The organism is Sulfitobacter noctilucicola (assembly GCF_000622385.1).
GTDB classification, from domain to species: domain Bacteria; phylum Pseudomonadota; class Alphaproteobacteria; order Rhodobacterales; family Rhodobacteraceae; genus Sulfitobacter; species Sulfitobacter noctilucicola.
The window spans coordinates 1,064,679-1,090,212 of sequence record NZ_JASD01000008.1 but is presented as its reverse complement, the minus strand read 5'-3'; the positions used below and the strand labels follow the sequence as shown (position 1 = coordinate 1,090,212).

Below are 25,534 nucleotides of genomic sequence, written 5' to 3'. Positions count from 1 at the left end.
ATGCGTTTAGATTCAGTCGCTTATTTGAACGTCATGTTTCACGGCGTTTTCGAACAAGGCAAGAAATGTGGCTTGTTCAACTGTGTCGGGAATTGAAACACCGCGCACACCACTTACAATGTCTCGCGCGGTATCATGGGATTGGCCCAAAGCGATCAGCGTCGATGCGGCCACCATGCCGGACCGGCCAATACCTGCGCGGCAATGCACTGCAACATGTTCACCATCGCGGATACGGGCAACAATCGCGGCAATCAAATTCTTAAACGCAAACATCTCAGGCAGGCCGAAATCGGGGATCGGATGTCCGACGAACGTCATTGATTGCGCAGCGCAGGCTTCGTCTTCCTGCACCATCCCCAGATCGGCGGCCTCGTCTGGCGACAGCATGGAAAGGACCGTCGTCACGCCCCGCGCCCTTAGATCCGCCAATGCATCGTTCAACGAGTCTGCCGGTGGGCAAGGCATCAACGACAAAGCTCCCGATCCCTTGATCGGAACCTGAAAGCTTTGGAATGGCACTTATGAAAGCCCTGCTTCGGCCTCGATCTGCTTGCGGGATTTACGTGCGCGTTCTGTCGCTGACTTCAGCTGACCACAGGCAGCCATGATGTCTTCGCCACGCGGCGTGCGCACAGGTGATGCGTAACCGGCTTTGTAGACGATCTCAGAAAAGGCACGGATACGATTGTTTGATGAACGCTTATACGGTGCGCCCGGCCATTCGTTGAACGGGATCAGATTGATCTTCGCTGGGATCCCCTCAATCAGCTTAACCAACCGTCGGGCATCATCATCGCTGTCATTCACACCGTGCAGCATGACGTATTCAAAGGTGATCCGCTCAGAATTGGAAACTTTCGGATAGCTGCGCAGTGCTTCCAGCAGGGTTTCGATATTCCAACGTTTGTTAATCGGCACAAGCTTATCGCGGACTTCGTCGGTCGTTGCATGAAAGCTGACCGCTAGCTGGCATCCAATCTCTTCGGCTGTCCGCGCAATTTCTGGCACGACGCCAGAGGTCGACAAAGTAATGCGACGGCGGGACAGCTGGATACCCTCGGGGTCCATCGCAATCTTCATCGCATCGCGCACATTCTCAAAGTTATAAAGCGGCTCCCCCATCCCCATCAGTACGATGTTCGACAGTAGACGGGTTTCGACGCGGCGCGCACCCACTTCGGGCCATTCGTCCAGATCATCGCGGGCGACCATCACCTGACCGATGATTTCTGCGGCTGTCAGGTTACGCACCAGTTTTTGAGTGCCAGTATGACAGAAAGAACACGTAAGCGTGCAACCGACCTGAGAAGACACACAGAGCGTACCGCGTCCATCCTCGGGGATATAAACGACCTCTACTTCATGCCCGCCTGCGATCCGCACAAGGTATTTGCGCGTGCCGTCTTCGGATACCTGTCGGGTCACGACCTCCGGCACCTCGATCACAAACTTTTCCGCCAACTCTGCCCGAAATGCCTTGGACAGGTTCGTCATTTCGTCAAAGTCGCGTTTGCCCCATTGATAGATCCACTGCCAAATCTGGCCAACGCGCATCTTTGCCTGCTTTTCCGGCGTGCCTTGCGCAATCAGAGCGTCGCGCATGGCTTCTCTGGTCATACCGATAAGGTTCATCGGTCCGTCCGGCAGCTTGCGCGGGATGGTATGTACGTCTTGGGTGATCGGTGCGTTTGCGGACATGGAATGGACCCGTATGCTGGTGTGATGTGCCTCTATATAGGTCGTGGCCAGAATTGCAAAAGAGAGTCTGTCTTCGGCGTAAATCAGCCTTTCGCGCAATTATTCACGTCTCGGCAGGTCACGGTGACCCCGTATGCGGTTGATCGACCGCAACGTATCTGTACGGTGACGCGCCCAGCGTTGATCCAGAATTTGGGTTTGCTTGGCGATCAGCGCATCGCGAAAGGCATCCGTGTTATCCATCGCCAACCCCTTTGCAATCAGATCGAGCGCCAGATCATCACGGCCCGTGCGTTCAGCAACCCAGGCAAGGTTAAGCAGACTGCGGATATCTCTTGGGCTTGCCAATCGCGCTTTGTGATAGGCTTCTTCGGCCTCTGCATAGTGATCCGTGTAGAACAGACAATCGCCAGCGATGTTCCATAGGCCCGGTGACAGGCTGTTCCGCTCTATCCCCGCTTTTGCCATCATCAGGCCCGCCTCGTAGGCATCCAGCCGATAGGTAAGAAAGCCCGCCACCTCTTCTATCAGTGCCCAGTTATGTGGCTGTAGCCGCAGTGCCTCTTCGTATTTCCAGCGTGCCGCTTCAAACTGTCCGTTCGATGTCAGTTCCTGCGCCTTGTGCAGAGGGTCGGTCAGCCTATCCCAGTTCTCTTTGCCAGCCACCAACAGAAACGTCTCCTGAATCGCTTCACTCAGCTTTGACCCGATCAGCCGCATCATAAGCTGACCATTATCGGTTGCTGGTGCGACAACATCTATGCCTTGCCAGCCTGACACCACACGATCAATCGCTGAAAAGTTCAGTCCAATCGCCACCGACCCGCCAAAATGTTGGAACTCAAAGACATCCTGTTCATCCGCCGCTGGGTTATGCCCATAGTCCGCAATGGCGATGAACCCGCCAGGGTTCAGACACTTTACGACATCTTTCAAAGTCTCGATAGCGCCGTGGGAATGCAGATAAGGTTTCGCGCGAGCTCCGCCGCCTTCAGGTGCCGGCAACGCATCGCAAAGCGGAATATCCGACCGCTTGATCGGCGTGTAACGCGCATCAAGAACCAGGGCGGGGTAAAGGTCGACAAGCGCAGCCAAATCGTCTGATGTGTCGTTCGCGATACAGCTCAGAATATCACTTTCAGACATCCTCACGACACGCTCTGCATCTACATCGCGGTCCAAAGCAGTGCGCAGTTCCAGTTCCCAAGCCTCTGATCCCGACAGCGCCAGCAACGAGAACGGTAAGCTGTCCAAGATATAGTTGGCAAATGCCGCGTCGATTTTCAGACCTTTAGGCAGTGCGTTGGAGAGGCCGGGCAGCTCTGCGATCAGGGGTACGATATGATCTTTATGCTCCGAAAACACACCGTTTTCGGCCCAGGCATTGACCATACCCTGCGAGCCATCAGTGGCGTAATATGTGGTTTTCGCGTAAACTTCCGGCGCTCTGTCACGCAGCTGATCCATAAACTGTTTGGCAAATAGGCCAGACCCCGCACCAAGCTCGACCACGTTGTATTCGGTTTGGTTCGTGTCTGCGGCTGCCAGAAATGTGCTTAGCCCGTTGGCCGCAAGGTGGCCGTCATTGGTAACGACATAGGGAACATCGCCGCCGACAAAGGCGTCGACACCCCGCAGATCCCAGAACCTGCGCGATAGACGGAAATCCAGACAGGAAAATACCGGGCGATAGTCTTCGAGAACAAGACCCGCCTTGGGCTGGTAGGCCAAAGTGCGATGTAGTCCGGCTTGCGCGGTTATTGATTTTTCTGACACAAGCTAATCTTTCCCTTACGTCAACTCTTTCTATCATTAACACTGATTCTGTGCTAAATTCATCATGTTTTGCAGAAAACAAATTTGGATGCAGCGAGATGTATAAGGTCAAGCATTCCGGCACTTCGGTGAAGTATTACAACGTCAAAGGCGATACGTTGGCCGACATCTGGGCCAGTATCGAAGCCAAAGGCCCCAAAGCGCATGGGAAGAATGTCGCGGGGCTGACAACCTGCCCTGTGACCGTGAACCCCGCTTCGACGAAGTTCGATCAGAAGTTCACTCCCGGCAAAAAGGGCGGCTATGACGCAGAGATGTGGCACAAGTCGATCACGCTTGAATACAAGTGCACCATAAAGATGCCAAAGCTTGCCAGCGATAAGAACCTGAGCAAAGCGGCAAAGGCCGAATGGAAGCGCTTTATCGCGCAGCTTAACGTCCATGAGCAAGGGCATGTCGATGTGACGGGCAAGGAAGCCAAGGTCATGGGCACCGAGATCGACGCAATGAAGTTCAAAGGCACTGGCAAAGACAAGCAGACGGCGTTCAAAGATGCCATCAAATCCTACAAGCGCGACTTCGGAGCGAAGTATTCACAAGCGAACGTCGATGCGCGGCTGGAGGCGGCACACAAGAAGTTTCACAACTCCAAGGGACACGGCCCCGCCTTAAACAAAACGATACAGTAGAAAGAAAGCCATAACAGGCTTTCTTATCAATCTCTTAACAAAACCGATAGGCTGTGGCCGGATTAACCGCCGCAGCGCTTTGCAGCATCTTCAACAGCAGCAGTAAACCCAAGCAAAGAGAACGTGTCTTTGGTATTTGTCCCACGACCGGACCGGCCAGACAGGATTGCACTCGCGCCACGCTTCATTGCTGTGATGATCTTTGAATCGTCGTCAGTGGTCGCAGGCCACGCCCACTCCCCTTCAGTGAACAATTCAAAGGTGTTGCCGGAGATATTCATGCTCACCGTCGATCCCGACGCAAAGGGATAGCCGCCGGTAAAAGCCACCTGACCCTTGGCACCCGCTGAGGGCCGATAGAATACCATCAACAATGTCTGACCACGGTTCACCGCGACAACGCGACCATCGCGCGAATTCACTGTCTCTGTCGGTGTGGACACACCCCAACATTCAGTTGGATTGTCCTCAACAAATACACTCCAGTCGGTTTTTGCCGCGACCCGGTTTGTGCTTTGCTGCTGCGCAGATACGCCGGTGGCCAGCAATGCTGCTAACCCTGCGACACCCGCAAATGTCTTTACTATTCCCATTGTCCAGCCTCCAAGCTGTCCTTAACCTCAATACCGTCCAGACCCTGTTGGCGATGCTTTGCTCACCGCTCTTGTCCCAAGTGCCTGTTATCTTGCCGACAAAGAACATATTAACGCGAAACAGGCGACAGACGAAACCCTGATTGGCAGGTTTTCGCTTAATTTACAGGTGAATTATGACACAAGCAGCCCCCTTTACGGAAATCTGGCGCGGCCCGTTTCTTGAAAGTGTTCACTCGGGCCATGCCGTCATCTGTGACGACACCGGTGAAATCGTCGAAAGCTGGGGCGATCCTGACAAGATTGTACTGCCGCGCTCTTCTTCGAAGATGATACAGGCGTTGCCACTGATCACCTCAGGTGCCGCTGATGCCTACGACCTGTCGACCGAGCAGCTCGCGCTTGCCTGCGCATCCCATCAGGGGGCGGCGATTCATACCGAACGTGTCGGTGTCTGGCTGGGTGCGCTTGGCCTTTCCGATGATAATTTCCGGTGCGGCCCGCAAGACCCGGCGGACAAAGACGCGCACGAGGCTTTGATTCGCGCTCATGAGCAACCCTGCCAAATCCATAACAATTGTTCGGGCAAACATGCGGGCTTCCTGACACTGACCCAGCACCTCAAGGCCGGACCGGAGTATGTAGACCCGGATCATCCGCTTCAGCGCGCCTGCCTCGAAGCATTCGAGGCCGTGACGCAGGAAACCTCGCCCGGATACGGGATCGACGGATGTTCCGCCCCGAATTTCGCCTGCACCCTTCGTGGAATGGCGCGCGCAATGGCTCACTTTGCAGCCGCTCCTGACGGATCCGCCGAGGCCCGTTTGCATCAGGCGATGCGCCTGCACCCCGAACTGGTCGCTGGCGAAACCCGCGCCTGTACCGAATTGATGCGCGCCATGAATGGTAAGGTGGCGTTAAAGACAGGTGCTGAAGGCTTCTTCATTGCGATTCTTCCAGAACAGAAACTGGGTATCGCGTTGAAAGCAGACTGTGGCACAACCCGTGCCGCTGAATGTGCGATTGCCGCGTTGCTGGTAAAGCTGGGCGTTTTGGATGCCGCTCACCCTGCAACGCTGAAGCGCTTGAACGCTCCAATCAAGAACTGGCGCGGCATTGAAACGGGTATCCTGCGGCCAGCGGCGGTTTTTGCCTGACCTCAGCCGGCAAAATCAGCTTTGCTGTAACCCTGCACGTACAAGAGCGCCGTAAGGTCACCAAAGTTCACCCTCACGTCGCACTCTGCCGCGACGGAGGGTTTGGCATGTAGCGCCACGCCCAACCCCGCGCGGTGCAACATGCCTAAATCATTCGCTCCGTCCCCTACGGCAATGACATCCTCTTCGGTGAGGCCAAGCCGGACGGTGATCTGCTCCAGCGCGTCAACTTTGGCCTGTTTGCCAAGGATGGGCATCCCCACCTCACCTGTCAGTTTATCATCTTCGATGATGAGTGTATTGGCGCGGTTCTCATCAAACCCCAGCTCTGCCGCCACGCGTGCGGTAAAGGCGGTAAACCCACCTGAGACCAAAGCCGCGTAACCGCCCTGCGCCTTCATCGTAGCCAGCAATGCCTTGCCCCCCGGCATGAAGGTGATCCGTTCCGCCAGCACTTTGCTGATGATGCTCGCATCCAATCCTTTCAATAGACCGACACGTTCGCGCAGTGCCCCGTCAAAATCCAGCTCACCGTTCATCGCACGCGCTGTGATGTCCTTGACGCGCGTACCAACACCAGCTTCGTCTGCCAATTCGTCGATGCATTCCTGTTCGATCATCGTGCTGTCCATATCGGCCAGCAGCATCTTTTTGCGTCGGGTTGCGCTGGGCACCACAATCAGGTCAACGCCCATTGCCTGGCAGTTCTCCCAAACCTCCCAAAGGTTATCGGGCTTTTGCGCCACCTCGAATTCAGCCGCTTCATCGGATGCCAGCCAAACAGCATGGCGCCCACCCCATGCATTACGCAAGCTTTCGACCAGAGCACCTTCCAACGCGGGCTGTGAAGGAGAACTGAGCAATATAACTGTGAACATGGGTAAGTTTCCGATCCGCGCCATTAATGTCGTTAAAATGCGATAGGGCGGCGGTCTAGACCCCTTTTAGCGATTGTGCCAGCCCGCGCGGCCCTTTAGACGCATCCGTGGGACACCCTTCCCCAACGAAGGGCGCATATCTGAGAGGATAGCATCAATGGCTACTCAACTACCGGCAACGCGGCCGGCCAATCCGCGTTTTTCATCAGGCCCCTGTGCCAAACCCCCCGTATTCGATTTGCAGAACCTCGCGGACGCGCCTTTGGGTCGCAGTCACCGTGCGGCCGAAGGCAAATCCAAATTGCTTGAGGCGATCGAGACCACCCGCGAGATTCTGGGTGTTCCGGCCGACTACAAGATCGGAATCGTACCTGCATCCGACACCGGCGCGTTCGAGATGGCCATGTGGTCCATGCTTGGTGAACGCCCTGCCGAGATGGTCGCGTGGGAATCATTCGGCGCAGGCTGGGTCACAGACGTGGTCAAACAGCTGAAGATTGAGGCGACCACGCACACCGCCGATTATGGCGAGATCGTCGATATGACGACCCTGAATTATGACAATGACGTTTGTTTTACATGGAACGGCACGACATCCGGCGTGCGCATGGCAAACGGTGACGCAATCCCTGCCGACCGTGCCGGTCTAACCCTTTGCGATGCAACTTCTGCTGCATTTGCTATGGATTTGCCCTGGGACAAGCTCGATGTGACGACTTTCTCCTGGCAGAAAGTTCTGGGCGGCGAAGCGGCCCACGGCATGTTGATCCTCAGCCCACGTGCAGTCGAGCGGCTGGAAAACTATACACCAGCATGGCCACTGCCCAAGATTTTTCGCCTAACCAAAGGCGGCAAGTTGATTGAGGGCATCTTCAAGGGTGAGACGATCAACACTCCTTCGATGTTGTGCGTTGAGGATTACCTGCAAGCGCTGAAATGGGCCAAATCCGTAGGTGGCCTGAAAGGGCTGATCTCCCGCGCGGATGCAAATGCACAGGCGATTGCCGATTTTGTCGAACAGCACGATTGGATCGAATTCCTCGCTGCTGATCCGGCAACGCGGTCGAACACCTCTGTGTGCCTCAAGTTCAATGACGACCGCATCACTGATGGTGCGGCATTCGCCAAGGCAGTTGCAAAACGTCTGGCAGATGAGAACGTCGCGCTTGACATCGGCGCCTACCGTGATGCCCCTCCGGGACTGCGCATCTGGTGTGGCGGCACGGTTGAAACCTCCGACATCGCAGCGATGCTGCCGTGGCTGGACTGGGCGTTCAACGCCGAAATCGACGCCTGATCGCAGGCGGGAGCATTCCCGCCTTCCCCATATTCCGTAGGGCGGGGTTCACCCCGCCACCCCCTATTTGATTAAAGGACCAACATCATGGCCCCCAAAGTACTCATCTCCGACAGCCTCAGCGAAGCAGCTGTTCAGATTTTCCGTGACCGCGGCATCGACGTCGATTTCCAGCCGGACCTTGGCAAAGACAAGGACAAGCTGGCCGAAGTCATCGGCAACTACGACGGCCTTGCCATCCGCTCCGCGACCAAGGTCACTGAAAAGATCCTCGCCAATGCGCCAAACCTCAAGGTGATTGGCCGCGCAGGGATCGGGACGGACAACATCGACAAAGACGCGTCCTCCAAAAAGGGTGTGATCGTGATGAACACGCCTTTCGGTAACATGATCACCACCGCCGAGCACGCCATCGCGATGATGTTTGCCGTTGCACGCCAGATCCCCGAAGCCAGCGCCTCAACGCATGCCGGCAAATGGGAAAAATCCAAGTTCATGGGTGTCGAGTTGACAGGCAAGACGCTGGGCGTGATCGGTGCAGGCAACATCGGCGGTATCGTTTGTGACCGCGCGCGCGGCCTCAAGATGAAGGTTGTGGCCTATGACCCCTTCCTTGGTGAGGAAAAGGCCAAGAAAATGGGCGTTGAAAAGGTTGAGCTGGACGAACTGCTGACACGTGCCGATTTCATTACCCTGCACGTTCCGTTCACCGAACAGACCGCAAATATCCTGAGCCGCGAAAACCTTGAGAAAACGAAAAAAGGCGTCCGCATCGTCAACTGTGCGCGTGGCGGTCTGGTGGACGAGGAAGCGCTGGCCGATCTGCTGAAGTCCGGTCACGTTGCGGGCGCGGCCTTTGACGTGTTCAAGGAAGAGCCCGCTAAGGAAAACCCGCTGTTCAACCTGCCGAACGTTGTGTGCACACCGCACCTTGGTGCTGCGACAACCGAGGCGCAGGAAAACGTGGCTCTGCAAGTGGCCGAACAAATGTCGGATTATCTGCTTACAGGTGCGGTCAGCAACGCGTTGAACATGCCGTCCGTCACCGCGGAAGAAGCAAAGGTCATGACCCCCTGGATCAACCTAGCCGGACACTTGGGTGCCTTTATCGGCCAAATGACGGATGAACCGATCAAGGCGATCAACATCCTTTATGATGGTACAGTATCCGGAATGAACCTTGAGGCACTGAACTGTGGCGTTGTTGCAGGCATCATGAAACGAGCCAACCCGGATGTGAACATGGTCAGCGCCCCCGTGGTTGCCCGTGAAAAGGGCATTCAGATCAGCACAACCAATCAGGACAAATCCGGCGTATTCGACGGCTACATCAAGGTGACCGTTGTAACCGACAAGCGCGAGCGCTCTGTCGCGGGCACCGTATTTTCCGATGGCAAGCCGCGCTTCATCCAGATCAAAGGTATTCAGGTCGACGCCGAAATCGGCGCGCATATGCTTTATACCACGAACGAGGACGTGCCGGGCATCATCGGGACCTTGGGTCAGACCATGGGCGAAAACGGCGTGAACATCGCAAACTTTACCCTTGGCCGGTCCGAGGCAAAGGGCGAGGCGATTGCGCTGCTTTATGTTGATGAACAGGTGCCTGCACCGGTCATCGACAAGCTGGCCGCAACAGGCATGTTCAGACAGATCAAACCACTTCAATTCGACGTGGCCTGAAAAGCGACACACTGTTAAACCGGAACGGCCCGTCTTGGTATCAAGGCGGGCCACTCTGTTTCTAAGGACATGTAATGACTGCACCGATCTATACCATTGGCGACATTCACGGCCAGCTTGCTGAGCTTCACCGCGTACTCGACCTGATCAAGGCGGACGGTGGCGATGATGCCAAAGTCGTGTTCCTAGGCGACTACACCGACCGAGGGCCAAACAGTTGCGGCGTTCTGGATCTGCTGATCGAAGGACAGGCAGCAGGGCGAAACTGGACTTTCCTGCAAGGGAACCATGATCGCATGTTCCACTGGTTTATGCGGGATTACCCCCAGCACGAAGCCTACTTGCCGGTAGAGCTTTATTGGCTGCACCCGCGGTTGGGTGGTGACACCACGCTCGCGTCATATGGCATCAAGTTCACTGAAAAGAGCCGACAGCTGGACGTGCACAAGATGGCATTAAAGAACGTACCGGATGCCCATGTCCAATTCCTGAAGGATGCGGTGCTCTCGTTTGAAACGGACGAGCTGTTCTTTGCCCATGCAGGCATTCGCCCCGGCGTGGCGTTGGCCGCACAGGACGAAGAAGATCTGCTTTGGATCAGGAAAGAATTCCATGATGATACCAGAGCCCATCCAAAGCTGATCGTCCACGGCCACACGCCGGTTGATCGCGCGACCCATTACGGGAATCGGATCAACCTTGATTCAGGGGCGGGTTACGGAAAGCCGCTTACTGCGGCGGTGTTTGAAGGAGCGGATTGCTGGGTGCTTGGCCATGAGGGGCGGGCACCGCTTTTGCCGGAGTAGTTTTCAACCCAGAGCATCAATGTGTGCCACGACCTGCGGGGCAAAGCCTTCGAAGTTCGGGGCATGCAACAACAGCACGCCTGTCTTCTCAATCTCTTTCATGGCGGCGAGGCTTTCTTCATCCGGCCCCGGTCCTGGCTCTCGCAATATGACAGCGGCAATTCGGCCCGGATGGCGTATTATCGCATCGCGGTAGACAAACGCGTCGTGTTGACCTGTATCGCCCAAAAGCACATGCGGCAATTCAGGGTTCGCCGCGAGCAAGGCATCGATGCTTGCCCCTTTGTGGTCCCCGTGGGTGCCCGTAATGAACTGTGTCTTGCTGATACCAAGGTCACGTAGAAATTTGGGCCCCTTCACCAACCCGGACCGATCAAAAATCGAGCTGAGGAAATGGTACATATTCCAGGGACTTGAACTGACATAGTAAACCGGATTTCTCCCCTGAGCACTGAGAGCCCCTACAAACCGGATAGCGTCCTCAAAAACGCGGCGGGTCGAGATATTGCCGGTCAATGATGTCCAGAGGTTCTTGGCCAATGAATAGGCACCCGTTTGTAGCATCGTATCGTCGATGTCGGATACGATCACGAACTGTGCGGTAGGCTGCGGAATGAGGACCGGACAGGTAGCTGTCGCCTCATCCCCCGCAATGCGCACGCCAACGTCCACCCAGCCGTGATTACCTTCGCGGGGCAATGGCAGCGTGAAGTACCCCTCGTCATCTGTCCGCGCGGTAACACCGCGCGCGCTCACCTCGACATCCCCGACCTCATCGGTGAGAAACAGCGCCAACATCTGCTTGAAATTGGTCCATCGTGATTGATCCGGTTTAGGGTTTCCCCGCCTCAAAGACGTAAGAACCCGCCCCCGTACAATGAGATTGGTTGGAGTGGCGTATCCCGCATAGGGTTCGATGATCCGGCGTTTGTCCCGTTGACCACGTATACGGTCAAAAATTTTCTCAACGGACCAGACAGTTTTGTGAAGCGCATTTTTCAACATGCATACCAACGCAGCAACGTCCCGTTTGTTCAAATATTTCTCAGCCTTGTGCGGGTGACACTGTGAAGCGCAAGGCGCATACTGTGGCCAAAAGATCAGGAGTACAGACTATGGAAAAAGAGATTGTCATTCTGGGCGGTGCACGCACGGCAATCGGAACCTTTGGGGGGTCTTTGGCAGGGACCACCCCTATTGATCTGGGAACCGCTGCTGCCAAAGGTGCGCTGGAGCGAGCAGGCGTTGAAGGCGCACAGATCGGGCATGTCGCGTTCGGGCATGTGATTAACACCGAACCGCGCGACATGTATTTGTCACGCGTCGCCGCGATGCAGGCGGGTGTACCGGATACCGTGCCTGCAATGAACGTGAACCGTCTGTGTGGGTCCGGTGTGCAGGCGATCGTGTCAGCCACGCAATCGCTAATGCTGGGCGATGCAGATTTCGCACTGGCAGGCGGTGCCGAGAATATGTCGCGTTCTCCGTATGTGCTGCAAGATGCGCGGTGGGGTCAGAAGATGGGCGATGTCAAAACCATAGATATGATGCTTGGCACGCTGAACTGTCCCTTCGGGACGGGTCACATGGGGGTGACTGCTGAAAACGTGGCGGCCGAACATCAGATCAGCCGTGCGGATCAGGATGCCTTTGCATTGGAAAGCCAGCGCCGTGCGGCGGCTGCCATTGATGCAGGGTTTTTCAAAGAGCAGATCACGCCGGTCGAAGTGCGCGTGAAACGCGACATGGTTCCGTTCGAGGTCGATGAACACCCCAAGGCCACAACGCTTGATGCGCTGAATGGCCTGCGTGCTGTGTTCCAAAAAGACGGCAGCGTCACTGCAGGCAATGCAAGTGGTATCAACGATGGCGCGGCAGCAGTGGTACTAGCTACGGCTGAAGCAGCGGAAAAGGCCGGCTTGACACCGCGCGCGCGTATTCTGGGATATGCCCATGCGGGTGTCCGGCCCGAGGTCATGGGTATCGGTCCGGTACCAGCGGTGGAAAAGCTGCTGGCGCGCATTGGAATGTCTGCTGCCGACTTTGACGTCATCGAAAGCAACGAAGCCTTCGCGTCGCAGGCATTGGCCGTGTCAAAGAACCTCGGATTTGATCCCGCCAAAGTGAACCCCAACGGTGGTGCGATTGCCTTGGGTCACCCCGTCGGCGCGACAGGTGCGATCATCACCGTCAAAGCGCTTTATGAACTGGAGCGCATTCAAGGCAAGCGGGCGTTGATCACCATGTGCATCGGTGGCGGTCAAGGAATTGCGCTGGCGATTGAACGTTTCGCTTGAGCTAGAAAATCGCGTCTATCAGGGCAATGATGCCCGCCCCGCCAACAGCCCCCGCAATCGCCGTTAACACAAACCAGCGTTTGCGTGGGCGGCGGTCCACGTGGGGCGGGTTTGTCTGACGCATCAAGGCGTCCTCAACCAGCCCCGGCAGGCGCGGACCAAAGCGGGCTAGCACCATCGCGGTGCTTGTCAGATCAGAAATAACAGCCCGTGGTCCAATGGATTTGGTGATGTAGTTGGTCACAATCGGGCTGGCGACTTCCCAGATGTTCATATGCGGATTGAGCGAGCGTGCGACCCCTTCCACAACGACCATAGTGCGTTGCAACAGGATAAGTTCGGTGCGCGTTTCCATCCCGAAACGTTCGGTTACTTCAAAGAGATAGGCCAACAGCCGTGCCATAGAGATACGGGTCGCGTCCATGCCAAAAATCGGCTCGCCTACGGCGCGCAAGGCGCGGGCAAATTCATCGACATCCTTGTCGGCAGGTACATATCCGGCTTCGAAATGCACCTTGGCTACGCGCTTGTAATCTTTGCGGATGAACCCGTACAGAATCTCGGCATAAACACGGCGGGTGTATTCATCAATGTATCCCATGATTCCGAAGTCATAGGCGATGATGTCACCATTGGGTGCGACCTTGAGGTTGCCTTGGTGCATATCTGCGTGGAAATACCCGTCACGCAGCGCGTGGTTGAGGAAAAGTTGCAGCACACGATTGCTAAGTTCGACGCGGTCGTGACCCGCCGCATCGATGGCATCATTGTCGCCCATCGACACACCATCAGCCCACTCAAGCGTCATCACACGGCGTGAGGAGTGGTTCCACTTGATTGCGGGCAGTTGGAACCCTTCGTCATTCTTAGTGTTGGCGGCAAATTCTGACGCGGCAGAGGATTCGAGCCGCAAGTCCAGCTCTCCACGCACCACACCGTCAAAGTGTTCGATCACATCCATGGGCCGCAAACGCCGCGATCCGGGCGAAAAGATCTCAACCATACGGGCGGCGAGGTAGAATGCGTCGACATCCTTACGGAACGCTTTCTCAATTCCGGGACGCAGCACCTTAACGGCGACATAGTCTCCGCCCTCGACCAGCTTTGCCTTGTGAACCTGCGCGATAGAAGCAGCGGCAACAGGCTCGCTGAACTCGGAGAATATCTGATCCACCGGCATGCCAAGCTCACGCTGCACTTCGGCTTTGGCTTCTTCGATACTGAAAGGCGGCAGCTTGTCCTGCAAGACGCGCAACTGCACGGCCAGTTCATCACCAACCACATCGGGCCGGGTCGACAGTACCTGACCGAACTTGATGTAAGCCGGACCAAGCGCGGTCAGCGCACGGGTCGCAGGCGGCATCGTAGGATCACCACGGTAGCCGAGGTATTTGAACGGTAGGCCCAGCGCACGGGCAACAAAGCGAAGCGTCGGTGTCGCCTCAAACGCGTCGAGCACGACATTCATCGCCCCCGCACGCTCAAGCGTGGCACCGGTGCGGATAAGCCGCCATATGTTATGAGGTCCGCGCAAGGTTCAGAGCTTCCAACCGGAGTGCAACGCGGCAATGCCCATCGTCATATTGCGGTACTTGGCCTGCTCGAATCCTGCGTCCCGTACCATGCCCAGAAACGTTTCCTGGTCGGGGAAGTTACGGATGGATTCGACAAGGTACTGATAACTGTCGCGGTCATTCGCGATCACCTGTCCCATGCGCGGGATCACGTTAAAGCTGTAAAGATCATAGGCCTTTTGCATCATCGGGTTGGGCAGTTGGCTGAACTCCAGCACCATCAGGCGGCCACCGGGGCGCAGAACGCGGTACGCTTCGTTCAGCGCTTCTTGTGGGCGGGTGACGTTCCGGATGCCAAAACTGATTGTGTAAACATCAAAAGTGTTATCCTCGAACGGCAATGCCATCGCGTCACCCACGACCCAATCAAGGCTATCTGCCATTGCATCCGCTTCAGCACGCTTGCGGCCCTCAACTAGCATCCCTTCGGTCAGGTCGCACACCGTTGCATGACCATGGCCCGCACGTTTGAGGAACTTGAACGATACGTCTCCCGTACCGCCTGCCACGTCCAGCAGAGTTTGACCCGGGCGCGGTGCCAGCCAATCCATCATCGCCTCTTTCCAGATGCGGTGGATTCCAACGCTCATCACATCGTTCATGATGTCGTATTTATTGGCCACGTCAGAGAACAGGCTGCGGACCATGCCGGCCTTATCGTCCTCGGGTATGGTCTGCGATCCGAAATGCGTCGTCTTGTCTGTCATGGCCCCATTCCTAAATCTGGCTGGTCCCGATAGTGTCAAAGTGCAGATATAGCGCCAATGCCTTAGATACAAACAGCCATTTGCCGCAGGCGCGCGAGCAGGAGAAAGCATGCCCGAACTTCCCGAAGTCGAAACCGTGATGCGCGGGCTGGCCCCGGCCATGCAGGGCGCGGTCATTGCGCGCGCCGATGTGAACCGCCCTGACCTGCGCTGGCCCTTCCCGCCGCAAATGGCGCAACGCCTTGCAGGCCAGCAGGTGCTGCAACTCAGACGCCGCTCCAAGTATATCCTTGCGGATCTCGCATCGGGGGAATCACTGCTTGTCCATCTGGGGATGTCGGGGCGGATGCTGGTTTCGGGCGATCCCTTGGGCCAATTTGTGCATGAACATCCGGCGGCTGAAAAACACGATCATGTAGTGCTGCACATGGATAACGGCGCACGCATCACATTCAATGATCCGCGCCGCTTTGGGGCGATGGATCTGATGGAAACCGCCACCGCATCGCAACACAAATTACTGTCCGTTCTTGGGCCGGAACCGCTGGGAAACGATTTCCACGAAGCGCATTTGATCGCGGCGTTCGAGGGTCGTAACACGCCTGTAAAATCGGCCCTCCTGGACCAGCGACTGGTTGCTGGGCTTGGAAATATCTATGTTTGCGAAGCACTTTACCGCGCGGGCATCCATCCCGCCCGCAAAGCAGGCCGCATCGCGAAGACCCGTGTAGCAAGCCTTGTCCCGATCATCCGCGACGTGCTGTCAGAGGCGATCAAAGCAGGTGGTTCATCCTTGCGCGACTTTCGCCAGGCGGACGGAGAGCTTGGCTATTTCCAGCATAGTTTCGATGTATACGGCCGCGAAGGAGAGAGCTGCCGCAACCCCGATTGCGGTGCACCCATCCAGCGGATCGTGCAATCGGGGCGTTCCTCTTTCTATTGCCGTCAATGCCAAAGATAGCTTGAAACGGCTCTAACCCATGGTATGCACAAGAGCTTAAGCGCAACAGACGAGAGCATCCTTGATGGCTTACGAAACGATCACACTGGACGTGGACAATCATGTGGCACTGGTCACGCTGAACCGGCCAGACGCGCTTAACGCGCTGAACGACGTGCTGATGACTGAACTGGCAGATGCCCTGAAGGGTTGTCAGGACAATGATAAAGTCCGCTGCATCGTGATTACCGGATCGGAAAAGGCTTTTGCCGCCGGTGCCGACATTGCCATGATGAAGGACAAGTCCTTTGTCGACGCGTTCACCGGTGATTTGTTCACACCCGAGACAGATCAGATCATGCGTGTGCGCAAACCGATCATCGCTGCCGTGTCAGGCTATGCGCTGGGCGGCGGGTGCGAACTGGCGATGATGTGTGATTTTATCATCTGCTCCGAGACGGCCAAATTTGGCCAGCCCGAGATCAATCTTGGTGTTGTGGCTGGCATCGGCGGCACACAGCGCCTGACGCGCCTCGTTGGCAAGTCCAAAGCGATGGACATGAACCTGACAGGCCGTTTCATGGATGCTGAAGAGGCCGAACGTTCCGGACTGGTGTCCCGCGTTGTGCCAGTGAAAAAGTTGATGGACGAAGCCCTGGGTGCTGCGGGCAAGATCGCCGAGAAATCCATGGTTTCCGTGATGGTCGTCAAAGAGGCCGTGAACCGTGCTTACGAGGTACCGCTGCGCGAAGGTCTGCTGTTCGAGCGGCGAGTGTTCCATTCGCTGTTTGCAACGGAAGACCAGAAAGAAGGCATGTCAGCCTTCCTTGAGAAGCGCGAGGCGCAGTTCCGGGATAAGTAGGTACAAGATCAGCTGCGCGGTACGAACTTTCCGTTATCTTACTGCAAGAGAACGTATGCTTTTACATTGCCGTGCCCAACCAAATCCCACGAGCAGAACGAGCACCACCGCCAAGGTTGTTGCAAGGGATTTAAGAATTGTGGCTGTGCTGACGACGTATACCAGTGAAACAGAAAGCTCTGGCCAGCTCCGGATTATGACCAGAATGCCAAGGTTTTCGACATAGTCGAACAAAGTGCTGGCAATCGAAAGGGCAACGCCAACGTGAATAGGCCTTCTGTTTGACATGCGTTTCCCGAACCAGAGGATTGTCGAGATTAAGGTTAGCGCGAGCATTGCTGGATAAAGTGTGTCCAAAGTGATCTGGTAGCTGAGATAGTACGCGCGTCCTTTCGCTCCCAAAGCCTCTAGAAGCGTGGCGGCCTCTATAGGGCCATAGCCGAACGGACGCATGTCGAAGGGGACCTGTCCTGAAATCGCTTGGATATGGGCAAGCGTGACAGTTATCATCAGCAAATAAAGAGATGCAGCGACCAATCCTGAACCAACCGCAATAAATCCAGCATGCTTTGAAAGAATTCTTTTCGTCATTTCATAAACTCCTTGATCTGAACCACACATGCACTCCGACGCATTCACCTGCATTATCATTTGATAAGGTAAGCCAAGATGGATCTACGGACGTTTCTGATGCAGTCACCTGACCTGTTGGGCTGGGCCAGCGCCGACGAGTTCGCATCTGCCTGGAAGCAAATTCGTTTAGATAAGGGCGCGCACCTGACGCGGCAGGAACACTCCCAAACAGATGAATTCATTCTTTTGGCAGGATGTTTGGCGAGTAGTATTTGTGACCAAGACGGCAAAGAAGTTTGCGTCGGGTTTTATGTGGGTCCATGCGTTGTCACGCCAAACATAGCAAGAACGCGCAACGGGCTGTCGCTTGTCTCTATTGTCGCAACGACCGATGCGCGGCTGGCACGGGTCGAAAGTGATAAGCTTTCGGACAGGATGATTGCGTCTGAACCCGTTCGAAATTGGGCCAATGGTATTCTGCGGGAAGCTTTGAGCCGGAAGGTGGATCGAGAGTGGTGCCTCGCGGCTCTTGGTGGGGCTGAACGGCTTGCTTGGTTTCGCAAAGAATTCCCGGGCTACGAAGACATCTTTCCTCATACGCTGATTGCGTCCTTTCTGGGTGTCACTCCTGTCACACTGAGCCGCTTGCGGGCCTCCGATAAGACTCGATAGGAAGTGACCTTTGGACAAGTCGCAGCATCTCTGGCTCTGGGCTGGAACCGGACCCTCACCAGCCCTCTCTTTACAAATGCTCCCTAATCCCGCTATAGCCCGCGTCATACATGCGCGTGCAGCCCGCTTTGGCTAGAATCACCTCCCGTTTGGCGGGGCCGGAACTTCCGGTCAGGGTTTGGCATCACGTGCCGAAATTTTGAATATGACCCAAAGGTAGATCAGCATGGCAAATACAGCACAGTCCAAAAAACGCGCACGTCAGAACGAAAAGCGTTTCCAGATCAACAAAGCACGCCGTTCGCGCATCCGTACGTACCTGCGTAAGGTTGAGGAAGCCATCGAATCCGGCGTTAAGGATGACGCGGTTGCGGCGCTTAAAGCAGCCCAGCCAGAGCTGATGCGCGGCGTTACAAAAGGCGTTTTCCACAAGAACACAGCATCGCGCAAAATGTCGCGGCTGTCCGCTCGCGTCAAAGCGCTGAGCTAACCCCGCGATTCCCGATCAGGGGAATCGGCTAATCAGTTGAAAGAAAAGGCGTCAGGTTCTGGCGCCTTTTTTTGTTGCTCAGAACTCGCGTTGGCGCCGCCACAGATTCTTTTCAGGCAATTTGTGAGTCAAGAATGAAGATATGTTGAAGCGCTACCCAAACACTCGCTATGACATACAGGCGATTCACTTCGCAGGGGGGACAGGCCCAGACAAACGGCAACGCAAGAGCGGCGTTACCGGGACCTCGGGGACCATCTCAGGACGGTACGTTCGAGACGATGAAATGCAGGTAGTGCTGCCGCACATTTGCCCTGTCACATGACTAAAACGGTTAGCCTTGACCGACACGTATCCTTCTTAAGGATACCTTAATGTTGCCGAGGCTTTTTCTAAGTATCCGCAGGATGCTGAGCGGGGCCCATCGGGCTCCGAACCCAGCGTCGTGCCTGCGGGCGTTCATAATATTGTGCCGGGCATGCATCCGGTGCTGAAAAGTGTGGGAATATGGTTGACGATGACACATGAGCAATGGGGCGAAATCAGGCAGCGGCTACTTAAGACAGTCGGTCAGAATAACTACAAAAACTGGATTGAGCCGATCATACCCGGCAACGTTGAAGCAGGCATCGCGACTTTGAACGTTCCAACGAACTTCTTTGGCAATTATGTCAGCCAGAATTTCTCCGATCTGATCTTGCATGAGATCAACGCCGAAGGAATTGAAGTGTCGCGCCTGAATTTCGCGATGAACCCTGAGAAGGTAGCGAATGCGCCCGCCCTTGCCACCAAGGCGGTAGAAAACAGCCCCTCCAAAACGGCCGCATCCGAATCCCGCACGGATATTACCTCGACTGCGCCGCTCGATCCCCGCTTTAGTTTTGATAATTTTGTGGTCGGCAAACCAAACGAGCTGGCCCACGCGGCCGCCCGCCGCGTTGCCGAGGGCGGACCTGTGACTTTCAATCCGCTGTTTCTTTATGGTGGTGTAGGTTTGGGCAAAACGCACCTGATGCACGCGATCGCGCGTGAACTGAAAGAGCGCAAGCCGGAAATGACTGTTCTTTATCTATCCGCAGAACAGTTTATGTACCGCTTTGTCCAAGCTCTGCGAGACAGAAAGATGCTTGATTTCAAAGATCTGTTCCGCTCAGTCGACGTTCTGATGGTTGACGATGTGCAGTTCATCGCAGGCAAGGACAGCACGCAGGAAGAGTTCTTTCACACCTTCAATGCGTTGGTGGACCAGAACAAGCAGATCATCATTTCGGCTGACCGCGCGCCCACTGACATCAAGGATCTGGAAGAACGTGTTCAGTCCCGTTTGCAGTGCGGTCTGGTAGTTGATCTGCATCCCACAGACTACGAACTGCGTCTGGGCATCTTGCAGAACAAAGTCGAAGCGCAGCAAAAGACCTATCCGGGTCTGGACGTGGCCGATGGTGTGCTCGAATTCCTGGCACACCGGATCACGTCAAATGTACGCGTTCTTGAGGGCGCCCTAACGCGGCTTTTTGCATTCGCATCGCTGGTAGGCCGCGAGATCGATATGGACCTGACCCAGGATTGCCTTGTCGATATTCTCCGCTCCAGCGAACGCAAGATCACTGTCGAAGAGATCCAGCGCAAGGTGTCCGAGCATTTCAACATCCGTCTGAGCGACATGATCGGACCGAAGCGTTTGCGCAGCTATGCCCGCCCACGCCAGATTGCGATGTATTTGTGCAAGCAACTGACCACCCGCTCGCTGCCCGAAATCGGGCGGCGCTTTGGTGGCCGGGATCACACCACCGTCATGCATGGTGTGCGTCGGATCGAAGAGCTCAAGCAATCGGACGGGCAAATCGCCGAAGACCTTGAATTGCTTGGCCGCGCGCTCAAGGGCTGACGTAAATTTTCCACATATCTACGCAATCTCGAGGGGCCTTGCGGCCCCTCTTGCAATTGACCCCGCAAAGGCCCAAAAGTCTTGCGCAAGCGGGGGAACCGGGTAGTCTGCCTTTCCCGGCAGTCCTCAGGGAGTAGGCACATGAAATTCAGCATCGAACGCGCGGCGCTCCTCAAGGCGGTCAGTCAGGCCCAGTCTGTCGTAGAGCGGCGCAACACCATTCCGATCCTCGCGAACGTCCTGATCGAAGCAGAGGGCAGTGATGTGTCTTTCCGCGCGACCGATCTGGACATCGAGGTGGTATTCAAAGTGGGTGCGCAGGTGGAACGCGCTGGCGCAACCACCGTGTCTGCAACGCTTTTGCATGAGATTGTCCGTAAACTGCCTGATGGTGCGTTGATCAACATCATCGCCGACAGTGCCGCGGGTCGGATGACAGTAGAAGCCGGACGTTCGAATTTCTCGCTGGCGACATTGCCACGCGAAGATTTTCCAGTGATGGCATCATCCGAATATGCCTCGAACTTCAGCGCACCGGCTCCCGTACTGCGCCGTCTTTTCGACAAATCAAAATTTGCCATCTCTACAGAAGAGACGCGGTATTACCTGAATGGTGTATACATGCACATCTCTGACGCAGACGGCGGTAAGGTGCTGCGTTGCGTCGCAACAGACGGACACCGGCTGGCACGCATTGATGCGGATCTGCCGGAAGGCGCAGCCGAGATGCCTGGTGTTATTGTGCCTCGCAAAACAGTCGGCGAAATGCGCAAGCTGCTGGATGATGACGAGATGAAGATCGCGGTGTCTGTCTCGGAGACCAAGGTACGTTTTGCGACACCTGACATCACGCTGACATCCAAAGTTATTGACGGCACCTTCCCCGATTACACGCGCGTGATTCCGCAGGGCAATACCCGCAAGATGGAAGTCGATGCATCTGATTTTGCGCAAGCCGTAGACCGCGTTGCCACTGTCAGCTCCGAACGCTCCCGCGCTGTAAAGCTGCAGCTTGATGAGGATCGTCTGGTTCTTTCTGTCAATGCGCCTGATAGCGGTGCTGCCGAAGAAGAACTGGTGGTCGCATACGGGGACGAGCGCTTGGAAATCGGTTTTAACGCAAAATATCTGCTTGAGATCGCAAGCCAGGTGGACCGCGAGAATGCGGTATTCATGTTCAACTCCTCGGGCGATCCAACGCTGATGCGCGAAGGCAACGACATGTCTGCCGTCTATGTCGTGATGCCGATGCGTGTATAAAGGGCTGCGGAATTTTCTGAAAATTCCGTGCCGTTTTCTTCAAAAGAAAACGAGCCTTCCCGATGGGTAGCCTCGCTTTAACCCAGCTCACATTATCCCACTTCCGCTCGCATAAGCGGGCTGTGATCGATTGTGACCCGCGGCCGGTTGCCATCTACGGGCCAAACGGCGCGGGCAAAACAAACATTCTGGAGGCGGTTTCTTTGCTGTCCCCAGGTCGCGGCCTGCGTCGGTCCAGCGCGCAAGACATGACACGCAGACCCGAAGCATTGGGTTGGAAGGTTACAGGTCTGCTGCACGTCCCCCACCAAACCCACGAAATTGAAATCTGGTCAGAGGCCGGGGCCGCTCGCCAGACCCGCATTGACGGAAAGGTCGCCGCTCAGACTGCCTTGGGTCGCATCGCCCGCGTGTTGTGGCTCATTCCGGCGATGGACCGTCTTTGGATTGAAGGCGCAGAAGGGCGGCGGCGGTTTCTGGATCGCATGACGCTCAGCTTCCTGCCAGACCACGCTGAGCATGCGCTTGCTTACGAGAAAGCGATGCGTGAGCGGAATCGCCTGCTCAAAGACATGGTGAGGGAGCCGTCATGGTATATGGCACTTGAGATGCGCATGGCCGAAGCGGGTGCGGCTATTCACGATGGACGGTTGAAAGCGATGGCAGCAATTACTCAAGCGCAGGAGCAAGCTGAAACCGCCTTTCCAACCGCTGAGCTGGAATTGCAGTGTGACATGCCTGTGGATACCGAAGGTCTTCGCGATGCGCTGGCCGAAAATCGCAGGCGTGATCTGTCGGCCGGTCGTACCCTTATCGGCCCTCACCGCGCGGATCTTTATGGTGTTTACGCCACCAAGGGCGTGCCCGCTAAAGATTGCTCGACTGGTGAGCAAAAGGCACTGCTTGTGTCACTGATCCTTGCCAATGCTCGCGCCCTTGCCGCTGACATCGGGGCACCACCGCTTTTGCTGTTGGACGAGGTCGCAGCGCATCTGGATTCCAACAGACAAGCGGCGCTTTACGACGAAATTTGCGCCTTGGGCGCGCAAGCCTGGATGACTGGTACGGGGCGGGAAATGTTCGCGGCTTTAGGGAACCGTGCACAGGTTCTGGAGGTCACGGACGAAGAAGGTCTGTCGCAGGTGAGGCGCGTCGACTAACGCGTGGTCAGCACTACAAAATCTTGTGCCATATGCGTGACAAGACCCCCAAAAACCACTATAAATCGGGCAAAAGAAGAAGGTATTTCCGCATGTCCGAACAAGAACAGACACCACAAGAATATGGTGCCGATTCTATCAAGGTTCTCAAAGGGTTGGAGGCTGTCCGCAAACGTCCCGGCATGTACATCGGAGATACCGATGACGGGTCCGGCCTGCACCATATGGTGTATGAAGTCGTGGACAATGGAATTGACGAAGCTTTGGCGGGCCATGCCGATGCTGTCACGGTCACGATCCACGAAGACAGCTCCGTTTCCGTAAGCGACAACGGACGTGGCATTCCGGTGGGTATCCACGAAGAAGAAGGCGTATCAGCCGCCGAAGTCATCATGACCCAACTGCATGCTGGCGGCAAATTCGACAGCAATTCATACAAGGTTTCGGGCGGCCTGCACGGCGTGGGCGTATCGGTGGTCAACGCTCTGTCAGATTGGCTTGAGCTGCGCATCTGGCGCGAAGGCAAAGAACACGTCGCACGGTTCGAAGGCGGCTTTACTGTCGACCACCTCAAAGTACTGGGCGACACCGACCGCACCGGCACCGAAGTCCGCTTTATGGCCTCGACCGAGACTTTTTCCAATCTCGAGTATTCGTTTGAAACGCTGGAAAAGCGGCTTCGCGAACTGGCCTTCCTGAACTCGGGTGTGCGTATTATTCTCAAGGACGAACGCCCGGTTGAGCCGCTGCGCTCCGAGCTGTTCTACGAGGGTGGCGTCAAGGAATTTGTCAAATACCTCGACAGGAACAAAACATCGGTCATGCCGGAGCCGATCTTTATCACCGGCGAAAAAGACGACATCGGCGTTGAAGTCGCTATGTGGTGGAACGACAGTTATCACGAGAACGTCCTTCCCTTTACCAACAACATCCCGCAGCGCGATGGCGGTACGCATATGGCGGGCTTTCGTGGCGCGCTGACGCGGACAATCAACAACTACGCACAGGCCACAGGCATCGCGAAGAAAGAAAAGGTTAACTTTACCGGCGATGACGCCCGTGAAGGGCTTACTTGCGTTCTGTCCGTAAAGGTACCCGACCCCAAGTTCAGCTCGCAGACAAAAGACAAACTCGTGTCCTCCGAAGTGCGTCCCGCCGTTGAGGGGCTGGTAAACGAAAAGCTGGCCGAATGGTTCGAGGAAAACCCCAACGAAGCGAAGATCGTCGTTGGCAAGATTATCGAGGCGGCACTGGCCCGTGAAGCGGCGCGCAAGGCGCGCGATCTGACGCGTCGCAAGACCGCGATGGATGTGAACTTCCTTGCCGGAAAGCTCAAGGATTGCTCCGAGAAAGACCCGTCCAAAACCGAAGTCTTCCTTGTGGAGGGTGATTCCGCCGGTGGTTCTGCACAGACAGGGCGGGACCGCCAGACACAAGCGATCCTGCCGCTGAAGGGTAAGATTCTGAACGTGGAACGTGCCCGCTTTGACCGGATGCTCGGCTCACAGGAGATCGGGAACCTTGTGATGGCCTTGGGTACAGGCATCGGTCGCGACGAATTCAACATCGACAAACTGCGCTACCATAAGATTGTCATCATGACAGACGCAGACGTGGACGGTGCGCACATCCGTACGCTTCTACTTACATTCTTCTACCGTCAGATGCCGCAACTCATTGAAAATGGTCACCTCTATATTGCGCAACCGCCGCTCTACAAAGTGTCGCGCGGCAAATCAGAGGTCTATCTTAAGGATCAGGCCGCTATGGAGGAATATCTGGTCACGCAGGGCATCGAAGGTGCGATGCTGCGTCAGGGCAATGGCGAGGAAATCACCGGTCAGGATCTTTCCCGTGTTGTTGATCTGGCCCGTCAGATGCGCCGTGTGCTTGAGACATTCCCGACCCATTATCCACGCCATATCGTGGAGCAAGCTGCTATCGCTGGGGCGTTTGTGCCTGGCGCTGTGGACCGCGACTTGCAAGGCGTAGCGGACAAAGTCGCGAAACGCCTTGATCTGATCGCGCTGGAATACGAACGCGGCTGGCAAGGGCGCATCACCCAGGATCATGGCATCAAATTGGCGCGTATTCTGCGTGGCGTCGAAGAGGTGCGTACACTGGACGGCAAGATGCTGCGCTCAGGCGAGGCGAAGCGATCAGGTAGCTTTACGGAGCATTTGCAGGACGTCTACGACTTGCCCGCGACACTGATACGCAAGGACCGCACACAGCTGATTCATGGCCCCATGGACCTGCTCGAAGCGATCCTCGCCGAAGGTGAAAAAGGCCTGTCGCTGCAACGTTACAAGGGTCTGGGCGAAATGAACCCCGATCAGTTGTGGGAAACTACGCTAGATCCCGATGCGCGCACATTGTTGCAGGTCAAGGTCGAGGATATGGCCGAAGCCGACGACCTGTTTACAAAGCTGATGGGCGATGTCGTGGAACCGCGCCGCGAATTCATCCAGCAGAACGCGCTGAACGTCGAAAATCTCGACTTCTGATAGGTGCCTGAGAGGGTGGCGGGC

General features: G+C 55.9%; 23 protein-coding genes. 14 read left to right on the top strand and 9 right to left on the bottom strand.

The features are described from left to right. Window positions 1–12 precede the first annotated feature (12 nt). The 3 genes from Z946_RS0109065 to Z946_RS0109055 form a co-directional block, all read right to left on the bottom strand. Complete coding sequence (locus tag Z946_RS0109065; protein ID WP_375782148.1) at window positions 13–468, bottom strand: protein-tyrosine phosphatase family protein; 456 nt, start codon at window positions 466–468, stop codon at window positions 13–15. Window positions 469–522: 54 nt separating this feature from the next. Further along, window positions 523–1,701 (bottom strand): dual-specificity RNA methyltransferase RlmN, encoded by a 1,179-nt coding sequence (gene rlmN / locus Z946_RS0109060; protein ID WP_025055417.1) that lies wholly within the window; start codon window positions 1,699–1,701, stop codon window positions 523–525. Window positions 1,702–1,800: 99 nt separating this feature from the next. Continuing rightward, complete coding sequence (locus Z946_RS0109055) at window positions 1,801–3,477, bottom strand: tetratricopeptide repeat protein (protein ID WP_025055416.1); 1,677 nt, start codon at window positions 3,475–3,477, stop codon at window positions 1,801–1,803. A gap of 98 nt (window positions 3,478–3,575) precedes the next feature. Between Z946_RS0109055 and Z946_RS0109050 the strand changes: the two genes are divergently transcribed. Continuing rightward, window positions 3,576–4,166, top strand: a complete 591-nt coding sequence (locus Z946_RS0109050; RefSeq protein ID WP_025055415.1) for a DUF922 domain-containing protein — start codon at window positions 3,576–3,578, stop codon at window positions 4,164–4,166. Between the two features lie 62 nt (window positions 4,167–4,228). Here the strand turns inward: Z946_RS0109050 and Z946_RS0109045 are convergent, their stop codons facing one another. After that, complete coding sequence (locus tag Z946_RS0109045) at window positions 4,229–4,759, bottom strand: invasion associated locus B family protein (protein WP_025055414.1); 531 nt, start codon at window positions 4,757–4,759, stop codon at window positions 4,229–4,231. 176 nt (window positions 4,760–4,935) lie between these two features. On the opposite strand from Z946_RS0109045, the gene Z946_RS0109040 reads away from it, so the two are divergent. Continuing rightward, on the top strand, window positions 4,936–5,916 hold the full coding sequence (locus tag Z946_RS0109040; RefSeq protein WP_025055413.1) for an asparaginase: 981 nt from the start codon (window positions 4,936–4,938) through the stop codon (window positions 5,914–5,916). A 2-nt stretch (window positions 5,917–5,918) separates the two neighbouring features. Here Z946_RS0109040 and serB read toward each other — a convergent pair whose 3' ends face one another. After that, the gene (serB, locus tag Z946_RS0109035) at window positions 5,919–6,794 is read right to left on the bottom strand and encodes a phosphoserine phosphatase SerB (RefSeq protein ID WP_025055412.1); all 876 of its coding nucleotides are present in this window, start codon (window positions 6,792–6,794) and stop codon (window positions 5,919–5,921) included. Window positions 6,795–6,951: 157 nt separating this feature from the next. Here serB and Z946_RS0109030 point away from each other — a divergent pair, with 157 nt between their 5' ends. From Z946_RS0109030 to Z946_RS0109020, 3 genes are all read left to right on the top strand, one after another. Beyond that, entirely contained in the window at window positions 6,952–8,091 is a 1,140-nt protein-coding gene (locus tag Z946_RS0109030) for a phosphoserine transaminase (protein WP_025055411.1), read from the top strand. 87 nt (window positions 8,092–8,178) lie between these two features. Further along, the gene (serA, locus tag Z946_RS0109025) at window positions 8,179–9,774 is read left to right on the top strand and encodes a phosphoglycerate dehydrogenase (protein ID WP_025055410.1); all 1,596 of its coding nucleotides are present in this window, start codon (window positions 8,179–8,181) and stop codon (window positions 9,772–9,774) included. Window positions 9,775–9,848: 74 nt separating this feature from the next. After that, window positions 9,849–10,580, top strand: a complete 732-nt coding sequence (locus Z946_RS0109020; protein ID WP_025055409.1) for a metallophosphoesterase family protein — start codon at window positions 9,849–9,851, stop codon at window positions 10,578–10,580. 3 nt (window positions 10,581–10,583) lie between these two features. Here the strand turns inward: Z946_RS0109020 and Z946_RS0109015 are convergent, their stop codons facing one another. Next, window positions 10,584–11,585 (bottom strand): phosphatase domain-containing protein, encoded by a 1,002-nt coding sequence (locus tag Z946_RS0109015; protein ID WP_025055408.1) that lies wholly within the window; start codon window positions 11,583–11,585, stop codon window positions 10,584–10,586. A 110-nt stretch (window positions 11,586–11,695) separates the two neighbouring features. Between Z946_RS0109015 and Z946_RS0109010 the strand changes: the two genes are divergently transcribed. Beyond that, a complete protein-coding gene (locus Z946_RS0109010; RefSeq protein WP_025055407.1) occupies window positions 11,696–12,877 on the top strand; it encodes an acetyl-CoA C-acyltransferase family protein in 1,182 nt (393 codons plus the stop codon). A 1-nt stretch (window position 12,878) separates the two neighbouring features. Here the strand turns inward: Z946_RS0109010 and ubiB are convergent, their stop codons facing one another. Both ubiB and ubiE read right to left on the bottom strand, forming a co-directional pair. Then, entirely contained in the window at window positions 12,879–14,411 is a 1,533-nt protein-coding gene (gene ubiB, locus Z946_RS0109005; protein WP_025055406.1) for a 2-polyprenylphenol 6-hydroxylase, read from the bottom strand. A gap of 3 nt (window positions 14,412–14,414) precedes the next feature. Then, complete coding sequence (gene ubiE / locus Z946_RS0109000) at window positions 14,415–15,158, bottom strand: bifunctional demethylmenaquinone methyltransferase/2-methoxy-6-polyprenyl-1,4-benzoquinol methylase UbiE (protein WP_025055405.1); 744 nt, start codon at window positions 15,156–15,158, stop codon at window positions 14,415–14,417. 109 nt (window positions 15,159–15,267) lie between these two features. On the opposite strand from ubiE, the gene mutM reads away from it, so the two are divergent. Together mutM and Z946_RS0108990 are read left to right on the top strand one after the other, a co-directional pair. Beyond that, a complete protein-coding gene (gene mutM, locus Z946_RS0108995) occupies window positions 15,268–16,119 on the top strand; it encodes a bifunctional DNA-formamidopyrimidine glycosylase/DNA-(apurinic or apyrimidinic site) lyase (protein ID WP_025055404.1) in 852 nt (283 codons plus the stop codon). Between the two features lie 64 nt (window positions 16,120–16,183). After that, window positions 16,184–16,960 carry an enoyl-CoA hydratase gene (locus Z946_RS0108990; RefSeq protein WP_025055403.1) on the top strand — a complete coding sequence of 259 codons (777 nt, stop codon included), beginning with the start codon at window positions 16,184–16,186 and terminating at the stop codon, window positions 16,958–16,960. Between the two features lie 33 nt (window positions 16,961–16,993). Here Z946_RS0108990 and Z946_RS0108985 read toward each other — a convergent pair whose 3' ends face one another. After that, window positions 16,994–17,551, bottom strand: coding sequence for a hypothetical protein (locus Z946_RS0108985; RefSeq protein WP_025055402.1), 558 nt, complete (start codon window positions 17,549–17,551; stop codon window positions 16,994–16,996). A gap of 78 nt (window positions 17,552–17,629) precedes the next feature. Between Z946_RS0108985 and Z946_RS21080 the strand changes: the two genes are divergently transcribed. The 6 genes from Z946_RS21080 to gyrB all read left to right on the top strand — a co-directional run bounded on the left by Z946_RS21080 (window position 17,630) and on the right by gyrB (window position 25,510). Next, complete coding sequence (locus Z946_RS21080) at window positions 17,630–18,205, top strand: Crp/Fnr family transcriptional regulator (protein WP_025055401.1); 576 nt, start codon at window positions 17,630–17,632, stop codon at window positions 18,203–18,205. A gap of 226 nt (window positions 18,206–18,431) precedes the next feature. Further along, window positions 18,432–18,695 (top strand): 30S ribosomal protein S20, encoded by a 264-nt coding sequence (gene rpsT / locus Z946_RS0108975; RefSeq protein ID WP_025055400.1) that lies wholly within the window; start codon window positions 18,432–18,434, stop codon window positions 18,693–18,695. Window positions 18,696–19,212: 517 nt separating this feature from the next. Then, a complete protein-coding gene (gene dnaA, locus Z946_RS0108970) occupies window positions 19,213–20,583 on the top strand; it encodes a chromosomal replication initiator protein DnaA (RefSeq protein WP_025055399.1) in 1,371 nt (456 codons plus the stop codon). A 141-nt stretch (window positions 20,584–20,724) separates the two neighbouring features. After that, window positions 20,725–21,843, top strand: a complete 1,119-nt coding sequence (dnaN, locus tag Z946_RS0108965) for a DNA polymerase III subunit beta (RefSeq protein WP_025055398.1) — start codon at window positions 20,725–20,727, stop codon at window positions 21,841–21,843. A 62-nt stretch (window positions 21,844–21,905) separates the two neighbouring features. Beyond that, window positions 21,906–23,003, top strand: coding sequence for a DNA replication/repair protein RecF (gene recF / locus Z946_RS0108960; RefSeq protein WP_025055397.1), 1,098 nt, complete (start codon window positions 21,906–21,908; stop codon window positions 23,001–23,003). 92 nt (window positions 23,004–23,095) lie between these two features. Continuing rightward, window positions 23,096–25,510 carry a DNA topoisomerase (ATP-hydrolyzing) subunit B gene (gyrB, locus tag Z946_RS0108955; RefSeq protein ID WP_025055396.1) on the top strand — a complete coding sequence of 805 codons (2,415 nt, stop codon included), beginning with the start codon at window positions 23,096–23,098 and terminating at the stop codon, window positions 25,508–25,510. Window positions 25,511–25,534 lie beyond the last annotated feature (24 nt).